Below are 18,332 nucleotides of genomic sequence, written 5' to 3' on the forward strand. Positions count from 1 at the left end.
ATAGAATTTTAATATAAGTTCCAATCATTATTCTTGTTATTAACAAAGCTTAAATTGATTTGTTTTGCTCTTGTTTCAATTAACTCTTTAAGTATTTCTTTTTGTTCTAATGTTAAGAAGCTATTATTTATTAACTCAAGCCACTGTCGCATGCCTTTTTCTATACGATTCCATAGGTTTTCAATAGCTTTTGCAGGGATTTGTACTTTGGCCATGGCTTCGTTAAAATCTAGGCGCTTGATTTTTCGCTTTTTTCCGTTGAGGTTTAGCGCTAATTCTTCTTGATCTTCTGGAATTAATAATTTAACCGCTACCATATCATAGGCTGGTGCCAATGCATAGTGTTTACTGTCTTTTGCAATGAGTGAAAAGTTTTTTAAATGCATATCGTTATTTCCAATCAGGAAAGAAACAATAACTTGCTCATAAAATTTTACGGCATCCAGTAATGGGTTTTGTGTATAGGTAATAATACCCTTTGCAATTTGCTCGTAAGATCCACGATATTTATGTTCTGTAAGACGCTCTGTGAATTGGCAAGCATCTTCCATTGGGTATTTTTCGTTATTGGCAGTTCGATCTATACGCTTGGTTAAATAAGCTAAAGCACCATCTTTTAATGGGATTAATAAAAAGGGTACTGTAGCTATGCCACAAGCTTGTGCTAATAACATAGATAGTGCCTCAATTTCTGGCATTTGTGGGTACATTTGAAATGGTGGTTTTAAAATATACCTGCCATTTAATGCACCTACAATGGTTAACCTATTTTGAGCATTTTCTTGAGTGAAACCTAATGATAATTTTGGTTGTACACCAGTAACGATGATGCGTTGTGCTACATTTTCTTTTGCCAACGCTTCGATTTGAGACATCTCAACCTCTAATTTTAGTACAGGCGTGTCTTCTTGCCAAAATGCTGTTAGGCAGTTTTGATGGTAGTTTATGTTACCATCTTCTAGTTTTTTGTGACATGCTAAACAGTAGTTCATACTTTCTCTATAATGCTAATATTGCCAATACAATCTCTACATGTGGTTAATAATAAGCCCATGCGGTCTCTTGGATTTATTTTCCAATTTTTATGTGCGATGTCTAATAACCAACCTTCCGGAATTAAACCATCGAAGAAAGGGAATAGGTATTCGGCACTAAACGATTCTTCTTGTAATGGTAACGTTAAACTCACTGCTAATGCGCTTTCATTTTCTAGGTATGCTTTTTCATACTTGAAATGATAGCCATTATCGTCCTCGGTTAATATACCTGCCAACGTTTTATTTACCCAGATTTCTCCTTGTCTCATCGCTTATAGGTGTTGGTGTTAGTGTGTGTCCAAAAAATAATAATACCTGATTTACTTTATCGGTCATTATATTTGGTTTTCCCTGTTCGAGTTCGCGTACAAAACGCAAGCCTACACCTGTAAAGTCTGATAACTCTACTTGTGTTAGATTTGCTTTTTTACGTCTATCCCTTACAAATTGGGCTATTGTATTTTCTCTATCCCATTCCATTGTATTATACCTTTATGGGTACAATATAGTGAATTATTTTACAATTATACCTTAAAGGGTGTAAATATTTTAATACTGCTGTATTTATACCTTTTAGGGTGTAAAAATGCTATTTTTAATTTGTGATTTGAATTGAGTTAATTACTAATTCGTTCATAAATTTTGCATGTTCATTGTCAATGAACATCAAAGAATAATGAACACCGACATCAATAATTTTTTTTAAAATACTGTGCTATTGCCTTCGTTTGTCTTTTGAATTATTATTAAAGGCTATTAAATTTAAGGTTTCTCTTAATCTGCTTCTAACTCGATTGCCATAATGATGTTCAAGTTCTGATGCAGATAGGTTAGTGGTGAGATGTGTTTTAACTTTTTTGCTAATAAATAAATCATAGCGACTTAATAGAATTTCGCCCATCACATTACACTCGTTACCGAAGTATTTTAAATTGTTTTCTGTACCAAGATCATCAAAGCAGATGATGCCTGCTTTGGATTGATGTAAACTTGGTTTGCTATATCTGCTTATGACGTCGTAACCCTCTTTAATGAACTCGAAACTCACTTCTCGACACGATTTCACATAGTATTTGTTTTGAGGGGAAGCTAAATGTTTCATTAGTGTCATTAACGTTGTTTTACCACAGCCAATAGGACCAGAAAGTAGTATTCCTTTTTCTAAATTAATATCGAGTTGATTTGTTGCTTCTTCATCACCTGTGCTGTAGGCCATGAGTTTATGAATAATGGTTTTGTCTTCGTCATAAATTTTGAAATGGTTACCAAATAGTTCTTGTCCTTTAGATTCTAGCCATTTGGTTGCTTTTTGGTAATTGTAATTCATTTTGATTAGCAGTTGTATTTATGAGATTGCTTCAGATAGGTCTTTCAAATAAGCAGATTGCCGCGTCGTAAACTTCTCGCAATGACGTTAGAGTGGTTCAGAATAATTTTTATTGGTTGCTGTGTTGAGGTTTTTTGCGCGAATTGTCGGTGTTATGTCGGTGTTGTGGTGGTGTTGCGCATTGAAATTGAAGCTATTAATCATCCAATTCTGTGCAGCAGCTTTCCAATTGGCCATAGGTGTTTTGCCACCTACTAGCCAGCCATTACTGGAGAAGTAATTAAAAAACTTTTTTGCTTCTAATTCTGGAAAGTTTTGTTCCAGGAAGTAATTGATCAGATCTTTTTCATTTGGCGTAATCATACTTTTATTTTTTTGACGCAACTTTTTTTGTTTTGTATTAGCAGCTTCTTTTATTAAATCTAAAGTTTCATTTTTAGAATCTAGAGATTGCTTCTTTATGTTTGTATTGTTTAATTTATTTGTATTGTTTATACTGTTTATATAAGATACTTCTGCTTGTTCAGGAATTGTACCAGTACCAGTATAAGACTTGCCTGTTACTTGTTTTATAACCTTGCTGTTTTTTGGTTTTGGTTTTAAGTTTTCAGAAAAATTAAAGAGATGTACTAAACTTCCTTTATAGGGGTTGTATGATGGTTCGTATTTAATATATCCTAATGCGTGTAAATTTTTTAAGCATTTATGGTAAGTTGCTTTAGAGCTTATCTTGCTGATGCGCATGACTTCATCGCGCGAAATGCTAATGGGATTTCTGAAGCGGTTGCAGTTCCAGAATTGAAACAATGCGATATATAAACTGATATGTGTTGGGTTTAAGGTGTTATCGTTAATGACTTTATCGAAAAAACCTGTTAAGTGTTTAATGTAGTTCATGATTAAAGGTTTAAAATTTTATGATGATTAATTTTCTAGCATGTTTTGGATGTCTTCATACTTATAGAAGATGATGCCACCAATGCGCTTAAAATTGAGTGTTCCGTTAATTCGAAGATTTTGAAGCGTTCCTGGAGAGATGCGTAATAGTTTTCTAACTTCTGATGATTTTAACCATTGCGCTGGTTTGTCTTCTTTTTTGACATTTTTTAATTCTTGAAGTAATGCATTAACCACATTTAATAGATCTCTTTTAGTCACTAATTGGTGATTCAAAAGCTCTAAATTTTCGGTTTCTGGGAAAAGTGTTTTTGGATGTAAATTCATAAAGTGTTTTGTATTGTTATGATACAAAGCAACTTCATTTCGTAATTTTTCACTAACAAGGTAAACCCAAGGTGGGTGCTATTTTAATTGAAAAATATTTAATATGTTGATTTTTAATTATATGACTAGCGATCTCTTATAGGTTTGTTTAGATGAGAAGTTGAAAACTGTTTAAATTATTGCCATTAATAATGGAAACCATAGTAGGGAAGACCCTGTGTGTTTTAGGAGTCTTCTTCCATCAATTTTTGGTTGAGGCTGTCCACCAAACTATTTAAGAATTTTGTTCGAACCGTTTTTCTGATCTTGATATCTTGATATACTCGGTAAATGCTATCTTCTAATTTAATATTAAAGAGTTTACCAATATGAGTCGCTAATTCTTTAACATCGGTGTTACCATTGTTAATTAGCTTTGCATGTTTTAATGCATAGATGAGTTCTACCAAATCTATTTTGGTACCAGACCAGGAATAATTTACTGGTTGACCATAATTATTGGTGCCATTTTTATTATCGATTTCGTCAATTTTACGTTCCAAGAAATTAATCAGCATGTCAGCACTAATTAAGCTGGCTACTTGATAATCATGAGACGTCGATATTTTAGAGTCAAAAAACAATAGCATGGAGTGATCACGAATGATATCCTTATAGGGTCTTCTAATAAAATAATTGGTGTCGCTGTAAGTTGCTCTGCATCTAAAGTATTCATAGAATTCGCGATTTTCTTTTCCTAATTGAGTCGCTTTATTTAATGCCTTGATGTAATGTTTACGTTTTCCTTTTTTGCTTGGAGGCAATGTAGATTCAATTTTTAAAATGTGTTTGTAGTACAATATTTTAGAAACTAATGATGGTTTTAGTTCTTTAAAGAAATAGATTTCATCTTTTTCGTTTGCAAAGCAAAATGTTTTCACCCATTTATTGATTTGCTTTAGCTTCTTTTCAAGAAAGAAAATCATTTTTTGACTATGCTCAATACTATTGCAATAGGTGCATTTGAGTAATTCAAAGTCACGCTCCAATTCCTGAAAGAATGGTATGCAAAAGGTATTCATAGATTAAAAAATGGTTTATTTCGAGTGCTATCAAAATAAACCATTTTCTGTTAAAATTATTGAATTGAACACTTAAAAAGTTTTCAACAACATCAAAATTAACCAATTTGTTTGGCTTTTGTAATGGTATGTGTATTACCCAGTTTTTCCTTTAAAAGCCTCATGTCGTCACTTACTTTTCTATCTAAAACTTTGGCGTAATGCTGTGTGGTTCTTAAATTTTTATGACCAAGCATTTTACTAACGCTTTCGATAGGTACGCCATTTGAAAGGGTGACTGTAGTCGCAAATGTATGACGCGCAATATGGAATGTGAGTTCCTTGTTTATTTCGCAAATTCCTGCTATTTCCTTTAAATAGGCATTCATTTTTTGATTGCTTAATATGGGTAGTAAACGATTTTCATTTAAGCATTGTGGATGCTCTAAATATTTATCGATAATTAATTGTGTTACCGGAAGGATCGGAATTTTAGAAGCAGATTCCGTTTTTTGACGGTGTGTAAATATCCATTTCTCACCATCAATACCTAAACTGATGTGAGATTTGGTTAGGTTCTTTACATCGATATAAGCCAGACCAGTAAAGCAGCTAAATAAGAATATATCTCGAACTAGTGATAAGCGCTCTGTTGGGAATTCTTTGTTTAGTATTTTCTGGATTTCATCTTCTGTTAGGTATACGCGTTCTACTTCTCTAACTTTTGCTTTGTAGTTGCTAAATGGATTTTTATCTATCCAATTATTCGCTAAACAGATCTTGATTATTTTGCCGAAATTCTTGATGTATTTTACAGCTGTATTATTACTGCAGTTTCTTACACTTCTTAAATAGAATTCATATTCCGTAATAAATGCATGGTTTATTTTTAAGATGTCGATGTCTGATATTTTATATTTCCATTCTAAAAAATCAACGGTATGTTTTAATGATGTTTTGTAACGTTCTAATGTGCCTGGTGCGTATTCTTTACCAATCAGTTCTTCAATCTTTTTATTATGATCTTGAAAAATGGGAATGAGCATGCGTTGTTTTTCATCAAGTCCGAGTAGTTTGCTTTTAAATGCTTTTGCTGTGATTGGAATATTTTGATGAATTAACTCCATCTGCATGTCAATAATCTTGACTTTTAGCATATCAAGCTGTCTATTTACTGAACGAGCTTCTTCTGATTGGCCTTTCATTTTGCCTGCAGAGGTGGACCATTTGGATGGATCTACAAATCTTCCGGTGCTCATTTCAATTCGTTTTCCGTTAACTGTAATGCGTGTGTAAATAGGGAATAAGCCATTCGCATTGACTTTTGCTCTTTTTGCATAAAAGAGGATAGAAACTTTTGTTTTCATTTTTGGTAACCTTTTTAATTAATAATAAACTTAATTTTTACCTCAATACGACACAAGATGTTTGATTTTTGAACCAGTTTTAGTACTGGTTAACCCTTGTAAACATTGAAGAAAGCTTAAAATTCGGTTACCCTAAAAATTGAAAAAGTTGAGGTAACCGATTTTACCACCTTTGTTACACGATTTAATGAATATTTTGGTATATGCTAAAAAGAAAAAACCCCTTAAAACATACGTTTTAAAGGGTTTTGGTGGAATTTGTTTAATTCCTAGCGGAGAAAGAGGGATTCGAACCCCCGGAGGTGTGACCCTCAACAGTTTTCAAGACTGCCGCATTCGACCACTCTGCCATTTCTCCTTGAGTGTCTCATTAGGTATTCCCTAATTGCGGGTGCAAATATAGAATCCTTTTTTGATTCTTTCAAATAAATAAACTGAAATTTTGTAAAGAAATTTTTCACATGAAATATTATTTTGATTATCTGTTAGTTGAAACAAAATGCATGTCTTACTTTTGTGGTTCTTATTAGAGAATCAATAATGGATATAATACATCATTTACAATGGCGTTACGCTACTAAATCATTTGACTCATCAAAATATATTGCTGAAGAAAAATTAAACGTTTTATATCAAGCTTTTAATTTAACAGCTACATCTTATGGACTACAACCTATTAAATTAGTTGTAATAAAAAATAAGGAGTTGCAATCAGACTTGGTAAAACACTCAATGAATCAGGTTCAAATAGCTCAAGCATCACACCTTTTAATTTTTTGTATTGAATCAAATATTGATGAAGAATTTGTTTTGGAATATTTTAATAGAGTACATACGATTCGAAATACATCCAAAACGATTTTAAAACCATTTCAAGATTTTTTAATTTCCGATTTTGAAAGCAAACCATTAAAAGAAATTGAAGATTGGGCTACCAAACAAGCCTACTTAGCTATGGGAAATATATTAACTGTTTGTGCTTTAGAGGGTATAGATTCTTGTCCTATGGAAGGTTTTGATCCAGAAGCTTATAACGAAATTCTTAATTTAAATAAACTTGGATTAAAATCTGTGTTACTTTTACCAATAGGATACAGAGCTACAGATGATATATTTGCAGATTTTAAAAAAGTAAGAAAAACGGTTACTGAAAGTGTTATAGAATTGAAAACAAATTAGAATTATGCCTGGATTTGAATTATTTGGAGATAAAGAACGAAATGAATTAAACGATGTTTTAGATAATGGTGTCTTGATGCGTTACGGATTTGATGGTATGAGAAAAGGCCATTGGAAAGCCAAAGCATTGGAAACCGAATTAGAAAATCAACTTCAAGTAAAACACGCACAATTGGTTTCTAGTGGAACAGCAGCTGTTTCTGTGGCTATGGCTAGTGCAGGAATTGGAGCAGGAGATGAGGTTATTATGCCGACATTTACCTTTGTAGCCAGTTTTGAAGCCATTATGATGCTTGGAGCCATTCCTATTCTAGTTGATATTGATGATACACTAACACTCTGTCCAGAAGCAGTTGAAAATGCTATAACATCAAAAACTAAGGCTGTTATGCCAGTTCATATGTGTGGAAGCATGGCAAATTTAGAGGCTTTGCAAGCTATTTGTAAAAAACATAATCTTATTTTAATTGAAGATTCTTCGCAAGCAACTGGAGCAACTTATAAAGGAAAACCGTTGGGAAGTATTGGAGATTTAGGCTGTTTGTCTTTAGATTTTGTAAAGATTATTACAGCTGGCGAAGGTGGAGCAGTCTTAACAAATAATGAAACATATTATAAACATGCCGATCATTATTCAGATCATGGACATGACCACGTTGGAAACGATCGTGGAGCTGAAACCCATCCATTTTTAGGATATAACTTTCGAATTTCAGAATTGCATGCTGCCGTTGGTTTGGCACAATTAAGACGTTTAGAAGAGTTTGTTGCTATTCAAAAACGAAACTACATCGTACTTCGTGATGCTTTATCACAAATACCTGAAGTAACTTTTAGAACTGTTCCAGAAGGTGGTATTGAAAGCTATTCATTTTTAAGTTTCTTTTTACCAGATTTAGAAATAGCTCGTATAGCTAGTACATCTTTAAAGGAAAATGGCATAGATGCCTGCTTTCATTATTACGATAATAGCTGGCACTACATTAGAAAATGGGAGCATCTTACAGAACTAAAAACCTTATATCCAATTTCAACAGAAGTAAAAGACGGTTTAAAATATCTTCAAACAAAAACCTTTAAACAGTCTGACCATTATATAGGCAGAAATATATCTTGTTTGATAAAACTGTCTTGGACAGAAGATGAAGTTAAACAACGTGCTGAAAAAATGGTTCATGTAATTACTTTAACTTTAAAATAGACAATCAAAAACAATTTAGTAACTTTAAGTAACGAATCAGCTATAAATGAATTACTTAAAGTTCCTTTTTGTTTGTTTACTTTCTAATATTGCTTTTTCTCAAAGCAATAAACAAGTTGCATTTAGAGAACTAACGGTAGAGCATGGGCTTTCACAAAATAGCGTGGTAAGTATTGCTCAAGATAGTATTGGGTTTATGTGGTTTGCCACACAAGATGGACTCAATAAATATGATGGACGAGAATTTATACATTATAATGTTCAATTTGAAGATGTTACCCGATCTACTTATAGCAAGCTCGGAAAAATTTATGTAGATAATTCAGAAGGGTTGTGGATTGTGTCTAATTCCGGGAAATTAGAGTACTATCAGAAAGATACAGATAGTTTTCAGAAAGTTTCAAATATCGCAAATGTAAGCACACTCATTCAAGACGCTGCTCAAAACTACTACATTGGCACCTATGAAGAAGGTATTTACAAAATTCATCATCAAACAAAAGATACTATACAATTTTTAAAACCACCAAACGCACACTTAACCATTTATGATTTTCTAGAAACAAATAACAAGACCATATTAGCAGCAACTAATAATGGTATTATTGAAATTAAAGATAACACCTATGAATTAATAGAAATTGCTGCAGAAACTAATTTTAGCTCACTTACAAAGTCTAGAGAAAACACCTTGTTTTTAGGGAGTTATGGTAAGGGGTTATTTGTGAAACATAAAAATGACATTGATTTTAAATCGTTTCAAGGCTTTTCTAATTATTTATTACCCGAAAACTTAATCATTCAAGATTTGTTGTTTGATAAGCGAAATCGATTATGGATTGCAACTTATGGCCAAGGGGCTTTTTTAGTTGATTTTGAAGAAAAAACCATTCAAAATTTTACCGAAAATAAAAATGACCCTTATGCCATGCATTATAATGATGTTTTGTCATTGTATGAAGACTACACTGGTACTATCTGGTTAGGAACAGATGGTGCAGGATTAAGTTATTATGATGAATACTTGGTTAAATTTAATGTTTTGACCAATGACCAAGTACCACAAAATATTAATTTAGATGTAATTAGAGCCATAACCATAGATGATAATCATTCTATCTGGGTTGGTACATCTGGAAAAGGGCTCACTAAAATAAATACTAACAATCAAGAATTCTTTACGTATACCACCATCAATTCCAATCTTTTGGGAGATAGAATTATGAGTTTGTTGTATGATGATGGCAATCTTTGGATAGGTCATCAAACCCATGGACTTCAATTGCTGAATGATGCAGGAAGAATGGTATCTTTTAAAGAAACAGAACCGTTTACCATCTGGAAGATTTTTAAAGACACATTTGGTAATCTGTGGCTTTGTACTAGAGATCATGGTCTCATACAATTTGATAAAAATCAAGGTATTATTAAACAGTTAACTTCAGAAAATTCAAATTTTAGTACTAACAATATACGAACCATTGAGCAGGGCAATGCAAGCACACTTTGGGTAGGAACAGAATCTGATGGGTTATACAAGTTGGATATTAAAGAAAATCAATTAGTTAAAATCTATAATGTAACTGATAAAATAAAGTCGCTCTATTACGATGACCCAATACTTTGGGTGGGTACCAATGGTTACGGGTTAATGGCTTTTAATACTAATAATAATACTATAACAATCTATTCTAAAACCGAAGGCTTGCCAAATAATGTTATTTATAGCATTCTGCCAGATTCTGAAGATAATTTATGGTTGAGCTCCAACAAAGGAATAACCAAGATAAAAATTGAGAACGATACCATTTCGGATATTGAAAATTATACGAATTACGATGGTTTACAAGCATTTGAATTTAATACAGGAGCTTATTATAAAGACAAAAATGGAATTTTATATTTTGGTGGTTTAGAAGGTTTAAATTGGTTTGATCCAAGCCAGTTAGAATTTAATCCTATAAAACCAAAGACTATTATTACTGGGTTTGAAGTATTTAATGATCCAAGGGATTTGATTGAAAATATAACCCTTAATTCAAATGAAAATACAGTAACCTTTACGTTTTCTTCTTTACATTTTTCACAACCTGAACGTAACCTATATAAGTATAGATTAATTAATAACGATGCCGATTGGATTATGTCTGGAAATACTAATCTAGCACATTACACCAATTTGTCTCCTGATGATTATGAATTTCAGGTTATTTCATGTAATTATGATGGGGTTTGGAACACAACTCCAGCAACGTATTCATTTACTATTTTAAAACCGTGGTACGCTACCAATTTTTCAAAAGCAGTTTATATTTTATTTGGTATTTTATTAGTCTTTTTAATGTATCGCTATTTAAAATGGCGTTGGTATGTAAAAAACCAATTGCGATTAGAACACGATGAAACGGAAAGGTTAAAAAAGTTGGATGAATTCAAGACCAAACTTTACACCAATATTTCTCACGAATTTAGGACACCATTAACACTCATTTCTGGACCAATTGATAACCAACTAGCAAAACAAGAGCTTTCTAAAAACGATAAGAAAGAACTCACATTGGTTAAACAAAATGCTGATAGGTTACTCAAGTTGGTAGACCAAATGCTTAACCTTTCTATGATAGATTCTGGACAAATCAAACTCAAGGTTTCTGAAGGTAATTTATCTGTTTTATTAAAGCAAATAATAAGTGCGTTTCAATATAAAGCGAATCAGAAAAATAGTTATATAAAAAGTACTATTCAAGATTTAAACCATGTATGGTTTGATAAGGATATTATAGAGAAAGTAACATCCAACTTACTATCAAACGCTGTAAAATATGCGCCAAAACAAAGCGATATTATTTTTGAAGCTAATAAGCAAGACCACATGTTGGTTCTATCGGTTATAAATACGAGTAGTCATGTGGGCAAAAAAGACTTAAGTAGTTTGTTTCAAAGGTTCTATCAAGATAACGAGCTGTCTGAAGGTGTTGGTGTAGGTTTGGCGTTGGTGAGAGATTTAGTAACACTATCCAAAGGAACTATTATTGCCAACAATATAGATGATGATAAAATTCAGTTTTCCTTATCAATTCCTATTCATAAAGATGCTTTTAGTGATGAAGAGATTGTTAATAATACTATTGAAAATCAAAATAAAGTACTATCGCAAGCAAATGTAGGTGTTAATAAAAGTAAACCTACTGTATTGATTGTTGAAGACGACTCTGAAATTCGTGCATTTATTGTGTCAACTTTCAAAAGGAGTTATAATATTATTGAGGCAACCAACGGTAAAATAGGTATTGAAAAAGCCCAGAAAAAACTCCCTGATTTAATTATTAGTGATATTATGATGCCTATACAAGATGGTATAGAACTGTGTCATAACATTAAAACCAATGAGCTTACCAGTCACATACCTATTATTTTGTTAACCGCAAAAGTAGGCGAAGAGAATGAAATTCAAGGGATTAAAACAGGAGCAGATGCTTATGTTACCAAACCGTTTAATAGTGAGAAACTCAAAATTAGAGTCGAAAAGCTTATTGAAAGTAGGTTGAAACTGCAAAAGCATTTCAGTAAAACATTAAGCCTCAATCCAGAATTGGCAATCACTTCAACCGAAACAGAATTTTTAAAACGTCTTCAAACGGTTTTAGATACACATATAACCAATCCGGAATTTACTAGTGAACGTTTTGCCAAACTCATGCAAATAAGTCGAACACAGCTTCATAGAAAATTAAAAGCCATTACAAACATGACAACCAGTGAGTTTATACGTTCACAACGTTTAAAACTTGCTGAAGATTTACTGAAGAAATCTGATGCGACTATTTCTGAAATAGCCTATCAAGTAGGCTTCAATACACCTTCCTATTTTATCAAATGTTTTAAAGAAATTTACCACTGCACACCTAATGAGTTCCAATCAAGAACCTTCTAAATAGGGTGCTTTTAAAAGCATGAAACATATCTTCTAACCTTTGAAACATATCTGGTATTCAAAGGAAAACCTTCTATATACATTTATCACATCTTAAAGAATTGATGAATGAAAAATCATACCGAAAATCATAAAAAAGAAGACAAAATATATTTAAGTATAGATCATCTTAAAGAAGGACAATATCAGTTAAATATACTACTTAAAGACAAAGTAGTGAAATCAATAAAAATCAATAAATAATTTTATATGAAAACAATTAACAAAATACTTATGGCCTTAATCGTGGTAACATTAATATCATGTAGTGACGATAACCCATTAACAGATTCAGGTCAAAATAATAACAATAACAACAACGAGCCAACTTACAATCTTGATGCCCTTCAAGGAGATTGGATTCGCGTTGGAGGGAACAACCCTAATAATGAAGGGATGGTAGTTAAGGTTACTAATGACAAAGCTAAAATTCTTGATCCTGTAGCTTCAGGATTTCTGGTAGACGACATTAAATGGAAAACAATAGAAGCAATAGACGAGGAAAACTACAACCATTTAGAACTTGGTAGCGACCTTAATTATTATAACGGAACCATAGAGTTTGGTGTAGACGACACTTTAAGAATATCTGTAGGCTCATCTGGTCCTGGTAGTGTCCAAAAATGGATACGTCAATAAAATAATTACAAATGCTATTAATCATAAATACAAAATCATGAAAACACAACTAATCATCGCTATTGCATTATTGGCAAGCTTAACAGCAGTTGCGCAACAAGGCATAAATTACAAAGCTTTAATAAAAGATAATTTAGGTAACGTGGTTGCCAATCAGTCCATAGATGTGCAATTTGCCATTTTGGAAGGAGCCACAACGGTTTACCAAGAAGACCATACGGTTGATACGGATTCCAATGGACTTATAATCCTAAACATAGGCGAAGGCACTACTAGTGATGTTTTTTCTGCCATAGATTGGGGAGCAGACAACCATTTTTTAAACGTACAAATAGATACAGGTTCTGGCTTGGTAGATTTAGGAACTTCACAATTTAAAGCAGTGCCTTATGCCTTAAATGCAGCTAATGTTTCTGGTTTAGAAGCTTTAGACGAAGGCAATGGTATTGGTTGGAGATTCATAGGACGAAACGAAGCTAATTATGGCAATATTGGGTTGAATGCTGCTGATTTTAGCTATAGTGATTTTGTTTCCAATATTTATGGTGCTACTGGGAATTACTCAACGTCAATGGGTTATTTAACAACTGCTTCTGGCGAGCGATCAACAGCAGTAGGTTCTGTTACAACTGCTTCTGCAGCTAACTCTGCTGCTATGGGATATGGCACTTTAGCAGATGATTTTAATAGTTTGGTTGTAGGTACTTTCAATGAAAATTCAACGTCATCAACGACCTTATTTCAAGTAGGAAATGGTACTGATATAAATGATCGATCAAATGCTTTTGTTGTAGAAAGAGAAGGAATGATTACAGCACCCAGTTTAGATGTAGAAGAAATCACTGATCCAAAATCCTTGGTAACAAAAGAATATTTTGATGCAAATGGTTCTGCTTCTACTGGTTTAGAAGCTATTGATGAAGGCAATGGTATTGGTTGGAGATTTATTGATAGAGATCCAGCTAATTATGGAAATATAGGTCAAAATGCGGTTGATTTAAGTATTAGTTCTAATTCTAGTTCAAATTTTGGAGCTACTGGTAATTATGCAATAGCATTTGGCGCTGTAGTAACAGCTTCTGGTATAGGATCAATAGCTGGTGGAACAGGATCTATAGCTTCTGGCTTAAGTTCCATAGCATTAGGTATTAATTCCCAAGCAACTGGTGATAATGCAATAGCTTTAGGTGATTCAGCAGAGGCTTCTGGAGCGGATGCGATAGCCTTAGGTAATTCTAATGCTGTGGGGAATGGATCACTTTCATTTGGATTTTTATCTTCCGCTAATGGTAGGTTTTCCACTGCAATTGGCTCTGGATTAATTGTTAATGCATTTAATTCTATGTCAATAGGGCAACTTAATATTGGAGGCGGAAATCCAGAAAGTTGGATACCAACGGATCCGTTATTTGAAATTGGAAATAGTACTGATCCATCTAATAGAAGTAATGCCTTAACAGTTCTAAAAAACGGGACAATAACTGCACCTAGTTTCGATATTACAGAAATTGCAGATCCAAAAGCATTAATCACTAAAGAATATCTAGAAGCTAATGTTTTATCAGCTTCTGGTTTAAGAGCAATAGACGAAGGTAATGGTATTGGTTGGCGATTGATTGGTAGAATTCCAAATAATTACAATAATATTGGTAAAGATGCAGTTGATTTTAGTACAGGTACCTCGATTGCGCCTAGTGGAGCATCTGGTGATAATTCATTTTCTATGGGTTCTTTAAATTATTCATCAGGTAATTACTCATTTAGTTTTGGTTTCCAATGTAGTGCTACAAATGATTACAGTTTAGCATTTGGCCTTTATGCAAATGCAACAGGGACAAATTCCATATCTATAGGGTATAATAATAGAGCTAACGGAAGTTATTCTGTTGCATTAGGTTATAATACTGAAGCAAATCAAACTTATGCTGTAGCTATGGGAGAATCTACAGTTTCTTCTGGGATATCTAGTGTGGCTATGGGAGCAGAAACCACAGCTTCAGGTAATGGTTCTTTTGCAATGGGAGACAGTAACATTGCTTCAGGAAATACCTCTGTAGCTTTAGGGATTATTACGCAAGCGAGTGGTGATTATTCGTTGGCTATGGGAAATAATGTTCAGGTTTCTAGTTTTGCGGCTTCAGCATTAGGATACAACTTAATAAATGACGATTCTTATGCAACTGTAGTTGGTCAGAATAATGACAATACTACTACCTCTAGTGCTTTGTTTCAGGTTGGGAATGGTGTAAGTACAGCGAACAGAACTAATGCCTTCACCGTTTTTCGTAATGGCACTGCAACATTAGCTGGTACCTTAACTCAAAGTTCAGACCGACGCTTAAAACAAGATATAATTGAATTAGACTATGGTTTAAATGAAGTGCTCCAACTTAAACCAGTGAGCTACCATTGGAAAAAACATCCAGACCAACCAAAATCTTTAGGCTTAATTGCTCAAGAGGTACAACCAATTATTAAAGAAATTGTTCATATAGCTGAAGACAAAGACAATACTTTAAGTATTAGCTACACCGAGTTAATTCCAGTGCTTATAAAAGCGATGCAAGAACAGCAAGCTATTATTGACAATCAAAAACAGACAATTCAAAGTCAAGTACAAGCAAGTTCAGAGCAAACCGCATTATTACAAACGCTTTTAGACCGAGTAGAGGCTTTAGAAAAGCAAGCCATTTCTTCAGATATAGAATTAGTAAAAAACTAAAATCATGAAAAAAGTATATTTCTTAATGATGTTATGCGTAGGATTTGCAGCGACAGCTCAAACGATAGAAAAGTTTAGTATTGATAATGGAGGTGCAAGTACCATAGCTGGGGAAGTAAACATACTTTACACTATTGGTGAAGTTAATATTCAAGAATTAAGTGTAGGAAATATTCATGTTTCTGAAGGATTTATTAATCCAATTACAGATGGATCAACTTTATCAATAGAAAGTGAGACTGCAGAAGCTATTAAAATATTCCCAAACCCTGTCTCCGAAACCCTCTATATTTCAACAGACCAACAAATTGAAACGGTAACACTATATGATTTATTAGGCAAACAGGTTTTATTAGCAAAAAAAGTTAATCAAATAGAAGTTCGCAATTTGAAATCAGGAATTTATTTACTTAAAATAAAAACAGATAGAAGTAAAATCACAAAAAAGATAATAATTAACTAACTTTGAATCAAGCCATTAAAAATTAAATTATGAAAACTAAAAACCAACCAATTTTTATATTACTAATTCTATTTAGTATATTTTTCAATTGCAAAAACGACAAGAGAACCGAACCTATTGAAGAAACAATAGTTGAAGTAGAAGAGGTAATTGAAGAACCGTCTAATGTTATTGATATTGTAACTCGAAGCATGGAATTTCAAAGTGTAGATACCATCTCTTCTGGTTGGAATACCTTTAAGTACCAAAACCTATCCAATGAAACACATTTCTTTTTATTAGACAAATATCCTGAAGGTAAAAGTGTAGATAATGCAATTACAGAGATAGCTCCTGTTTTTGAGGAAGGTATGGATCTTATTAATGCAGGTAAAGCAGAAGAAGGTTTTGCTGCCTTCGGTAAATTACCAGAATGGTTTGGAGATATTATTTTCTCGGGTGGTTCTGGCTTAATTGCACCAAAGCATACAGCTACAACTACTATAAAATTAGATCCAGGTTATTATATTATGGAATGCTATGTGAAAATGCCTAATGGTAAATTCCATACACTTATGGGAATGGCAAAACCTTTAATTGTTGCAGATGAAGATAGTGGAAATATACCTCCAGAAGCAGCCGTTAATATTACGTTATCAGGTGAGGAAGGAATAACGTATGACAAAACTATAACAAAAGGAAAGCAAGTGCTTTCTGTGTTTGTAAAAGACCAAAAACCTCATGAAAATTTTATCTGGCACGATTTAAATTTGGTGAAACTTGAAGAAACTGCAAGTGAAGACGCTTTGGAAGCATGGATGGATTGGTCAGACCCAAATGGATTGATAACGCCAGTTCCAGAAGGTGTTACGTTTTTAGGTGGAGTTAACGATATGCCAGCTGGAAATACAGGCTATTTTACTGTTGATTTATTACCAGGTAAATATGCCTTTATTTCTGAAGTGCCTAATACTAAAAGTAAAGGACTTTTTAAGGTGTTTGAAGTAATAGAATAATTAATACTTTACATATTCCACAATCTCTAAACCGTAGCCAATCATACCAACACGTTTGGTTTGTTCGCTATTAGAAATTAGGCGTAGTTTATGGATATCTAAATGATGTAGAATTTGAGCACCAATACCAAAATCTTTATGGTCCATTTCTATTCGTGGTGCTTTAATTATTACGCCATCAATTTGAGATTCTTTTAAAACATGCAATCGTTTTAAGAGATTCATAGATTGAGATTGTTGATTCACAAAAATAATGGCTCCTTTTCCTTCATCATTAACAACCTTAAACATGTCGTCTAGTTTTTCATCAGCATTGTTTGTTAAGGTACCAAGAATATCAGTGTTTACTAATGTAGCATTCACACGAGTTAAAACAGGCTCGTATTTATTCCAAGTACCTTTAGTTAAGGCAATATGTATTTGGTCGTTTGTTGTTTGCTGAAAAGCTCTTAGACGAAATTTTCCAAAACGTGTTTCAAGGTTAAAATCTTCCTTCTTCTCAATTAGAGAATCATGCTCCATTCTATATGCTACAAGGTCTTCAATAGAAACTATTTTTAAATCAAATTTTTCAGCAACCTTCATTAGTTGAGGTAAACGTGCCATAGAACCATCTTCATTCATAATTTCAACAATCACTCCAGCAGGTTTTAAACCAGCCAAACGAGCAAAGTCTATAGCAGCTTCTGTATGCCCTGTTCTTCTTAAAACACCACCTTGTTTAGCTACAAGTGGAAAGATATGTCCAGGTCTACCTAATTCAAATGGTTTTGTATTTATGTCGACAAGTGCTTTTACAGTTTTAGCTCTATCGCTCGCTGAAATTCCTGTAGTTACACCATTACCTCTTAAATCTACAGAAATAGTAAATGCTGTTTCCATTGGGTCAGTATTATTATTAACCATTGGATTTAATTCAAGTTCTTTACAACGTTTTTCTGTAAGTGGAGTGCATATTAGACCACGACCATGAGTTGCCATGAAATTAATCATTTGAGGTGTTACCATTTCGGCAGCAGCCAAAAAATCTCCTTCATTTTCTCTGTCTTCATCATCAACTACAATAATTACTTTACCATTTCTAATATCGTTAATGGCTTCTTCAATAGTATGTAACTGTATTTTGACAGATTCTTTAGTCGTTTTATGCGTAGACATAAGTTTT

The 18,332-nt window shown here is 33.1% G+C and carries 17 protein-coding genes and 1 tRNA gene; 8 read left to right on the top strand and 10 right to left on the bottom strand.

What is annotated here, in order from left to right; all coding sequences use genetic code 11:
* Window positions 1-8 precede the first annotated feature (8 nt).
* The 9 genes from LX78_RS04995 to LX78_RS05035 all read right to left on the bottom strand — a co-directional run bounded on the left by LX78_RS04995 (window position 9) and on the right by LX78_RS05035 (window position 6,353).
* Window positions 9-992: a HipA domain-containing protein gene (locus tag LX78_RS04995; RefSeq protein ID WP_109681547.1), complete on the bottom strand. Its 984-nt coding sequence runs from the start codon at window positions 990-992 to the stop codon at window positions 9-11.
* Window positions 989-1,306 carry a HipA N-terminal domain-containing protein gene (locus tag LX78_RS05000; protein WP_109681548.1) on the bottom strand — a complete coding sequence of 106 codons (318 nt, stop codon included), beginning with the start codon at window positions 1,304-1,306 and terminating at the stop codon, window positions 989-991. Before LX78_RS05000 ends, LX78_RS04995 begins: the two co-directional genes overlap by 4 nt.
* Window positions 1,278-1,517 carry a helix-turn-helix transcriptional regulator gene (locus LX78_RS05005; protein WP_109681549.1) on the bottom strand — a complete coding sequence of 80 codons (240 nt, stop codon included), beginning with the start codon at window positions 1,515-1,517 and terminating at the stop codon, window positions 1,278-1,280. Before LX78_RS05005 ends, LX78_RS05000 begins: the two co-directional genes overlap by 29 nt.
* Window positions 1,518-1,752: 235 nt before the next feature.
* Window positions 1,753-2,364 (bottom strand): ATP-binding protein, encoded by a 612-nt coding sequence (locus LX78_RS05010; RefSeq protein WP_170109800.1) that lies wholly within the window; start codon window positions 2,362-2,364, stop codon window positions 1,753-1,755.
* Window positions 2,365-2,451: 87 nt separating this feature from the next.
* Window positions 2,452-3,261 (bottom strand): transcriptional regulator, encoded by an 810-nt coding sequence (locus LX78_RS05015; protein WP_109681551.1) that lies wholly within the window; start codon window positions 3,259-3,261, stop codon window positions 2,452-2,454.
* 27 nt (window positions 3,262-3,288) lie between these two features.
* Entirely contained in the window at window positions 3,289-3,588 is a 300-nt protein-coding gene (locus LX78_RS05020) for a helix-turn-helix domain-containing protein (protein ID WP_109681552.1), read from the bottom strand.
* A gap of 224 nt (window positions 3,589-3,812) precedes the next feature.
* On the bottom strand, window positions 3,813-4,649 hold the full coding sequence (locus LX78_RS05025) for an RteC domain-containing protein (RefSeq protein ID WP_109681553.1): 837 nt from the start codon (window positions 4,647-4,649) through the stop codon (window positions 3,813-3,815).
* Between the two features lie 98 nt (window positions 4,650-4,747).
* A complete protein-coding gene (locus LX78_RS05030) occupies window positions 4,748-5,995 on the bottom strand; it encodes a site-specific integrase (protein WP_109681554.1) in 1,248 nt (415 codons plus the stop codon).
* A gap of 273 nt (window positions 5,996-6,268) precedes the next feature.
* Window positions 6,269-6,353, bottom strand: a tRNA-Ser gene (locus LX78_RS05035).
* A gap of 182 nt (window positions 6,354-6,535) precedes the next feature.
* Here LX78_RS05035 and LX78_RS05040 point away from each other — a divergent pair.
* From LX78_RS05040 to LX78_RS05070, 8 genes are all read left to right on the top strand, one after another.
* Entirely contained in the window at window positions 6,536-7,174 is a 639-nt protein-coding gene (locus LX78_RS05040) for an NAD(P)H-dependent oxidoreductase (RefSeq protein WP_109681555.1), read from the top strand.
* A gap of 4 nt (window positions 7,175-7,178) precedes the next feature.
* A complete protein-coding gene (locus LX78_RS05045; protein WP_109681556.1) occupies window positions 7,179-8,375 on the top strand; it encodes a DegT/DnrJ/EryC1/StrS family aminotransferase in 1,197 nt (398 codons plus the stop codon).
* 46 nt (window positions 8,376-8,421) lie between these two features.
* A complete protein-coding gene (locus LX78_RS05050; protein WP_109681557.1) occupies window positions 8,422-12,309 on the top strand; it encodes a two-component regulator propeller domain-containing protein in 3,888 nt (1,295 codons plus the stop codon).
* Window positions 12,310-12,417: 108 nt separating this feature from the next.
* Complete coding sequence (locus LX78_RS14985; protein ID WP_281267904.1) at window positions 12,418-12,552, top strand: hypothetical protein; 135 nt, start codon at window positions 12,418-12,420, stop codon at window positions 12,550-12,552.
* A 6-nt stretch (window positions 12,553-12,558) separates the two neighbouring features.
* The gene (locus LX78_RS05055) at window positions 12,559-12,987 is read left to right on the top strand and encodes a hypothetical protein (protein WP_109681558.1); all 429 of its coding nucleotides are present in this window, start codon (window positions 12,559-12,561) and stop codon (window positions 12,985-12,987) included.
* Between the two features lie 37 nt (window positions 12,988-13,024).
* A complete protein-coding gene (locus LX78_RS05060) occupies window positions 13,025-15,709 on the top strand; it encodes a tail fiber domain-containing protein (RefSeq protein WP_109681559.1) in 2,685 nt (894 codons plus the stop codon).
* 4 nt (window positions 15,710-15,713) lie between these two features.
* Entirely contained in the window at window positions 15,714-16,172 is a 459-nt protein-coding gene (locus LX78_RS14785; RefSeq protein ID WP_170109801.1) for a T9SS type A sorting domain-containing protein, read from the top strand.
* A gap of 29 nt (window positions 16,173-16,201) precedes the next feature.
* Window positions 16,202-17,167, top strand: a complete 966-nt coding sequence (locus LX78_RS05070) for a hypothetical protein (protein ID WP_109681560.1) — start codon at window positions 16,202-16,204, stop codon at window positions 17,165-17,167.
* Here the strand turns inward: LX78_RS05070 and ribB are convergent, their stop codons facing one another.
* A complete protein-coding gene (gene ribB, locus LX78_RS05075) occupies window positions 17,168-18,325 on the bottom strand; it encodes a 3,4-dihydroxy-2-butanone-4-phosphate synthase (protein WP_109681561.1) in 1,158 nt (385 codons plus the stop codon).
* Between the last annotated feature and the right edge of the window lie 7 nt (window positions 18,326-18,332).

It is taken from the genome of Xanthomarina spongicola (assembly GCF_003148645.1).
GTDB lineage: Bacteria > Bacteroidota > Bacteroidia > Flavobacteriales > Flavobacteriaceae > Xanthomarina > Xanthomarina spongicola.

Bases quoted from the DNA above. Each gene is read 5' to 3' on its own strand.
- LX78_RS04995 (WP_109681547.1), bottom strand. From the start codon at position 992: ATGAACTACTGTTTAGCATGTCACAAAAAACTAGAAGATGGTAACATA.
- LX78_RS05000 (WP_109681548.1), bottom strand. From the start codon at position 1,306: ATGAGACAAGGAGAAATCTGGGTAAATAAAACGTTGGCAGGTATATTA.
- LX78_RS05005 (WP_109681549.1), bottom strand. From the start codon at position 1,517: ATGGAATGGGATAGAGAAAATACAATAGCCCAATTTGTAAGGGATAGA.
- LX78_RS05010 (WP_170109800.1), bottom strand. From the start codon at position 2,364: ATGAATTACAATTACCAAAAAGCAACCAAATGGCTAGAATCTAAAGGA.
- LX78_RS05015 (WP_109681551.1), bottom strand. From the start codon at position 3,261: ATGAACTACATTAAACACTTAACAGGTTTTTTCGATAAAGTCATTAAC.
- LX78_RS05020 (WP_109681552.1), bottom strand. From the start codon at position 3,588: ATGAATTTACATCCAAAAACACTTTTCCCAGAAACCGAAAATTTAGAG.
- LX78_RS05025 (WP_109681553.1), bottom strand. From the start codon at position 4,649: ATGAATACCTTTTGCATACCATTCTTTCAGGAATTGGAGCGTGACTTT.
- LX78_RS05030 (WP_109681554.1), bottom strand. From the start codon at position 5,995: ATGAAAACAAAAGTTTCTATCCTCTTTTATGCAAAAAGAGCAAAAGTC.
- LX78_RS05040 (WP_109681555.1), top strand. From the start codon at position 6,536: ATGGATATAATACATCATTTACAATGGCGTTACGCTACTAAATCATTT.
- LX78_RS05045 (WP_109681556.1), top strand. From the start codon at position 7,179: ATGCCTGGATTTGAATTATTTGGAGATAAAGAACGAAATGAATTAAAC.
- LX78_RS05050 (WP_109681557.1), top strand. From the start codon at position 8,422: ATGAATTACTTAAAGTTCCTTTTTGTTTGTTTACTTTCTAATATTGCT.
- LX78_RS14985 (WP_281267904.1), top strand. From the start codon at position 12,418: ATGAAAAATCATACCGAAAATCATAAAAAAGAAGACAAAATATATTTA.
- LX78_RS05055 (WP_109681558.1), top strand. From the start codon at position 12,559: ATGAAAACAATTAACAAAATACTTATGGCCTTAATCGTGGTAACATTA.
- LX78_RS05060 (WP_109681559.1), top strand. From the start codon at position 13,025: ATGAAAACACAACTAATCATCGCTATTGCATTATTGGCAAGCTTAACA.
- LX78_RS14785 (WP_170109801.1), top strand. From the start codon at position 15,714: ATGAAAAAAGTATATTTCTTAATGATGTTATGCGTAGGATTTGCAGCG.
- LX78_RS05070 (WP_109681560.1), top strand. From the start codon at position 16,202: ATGAAAACTAAAAACCAACCAATTTTTATATTACTAATTCTATTTAGT.
- ribB (WP_109681561.1), bottom strand. From the start codon at position 18,325: ATGTCTACGCATAAAACGACTAAAGAATCTGTCAAAATACAGTTACAT.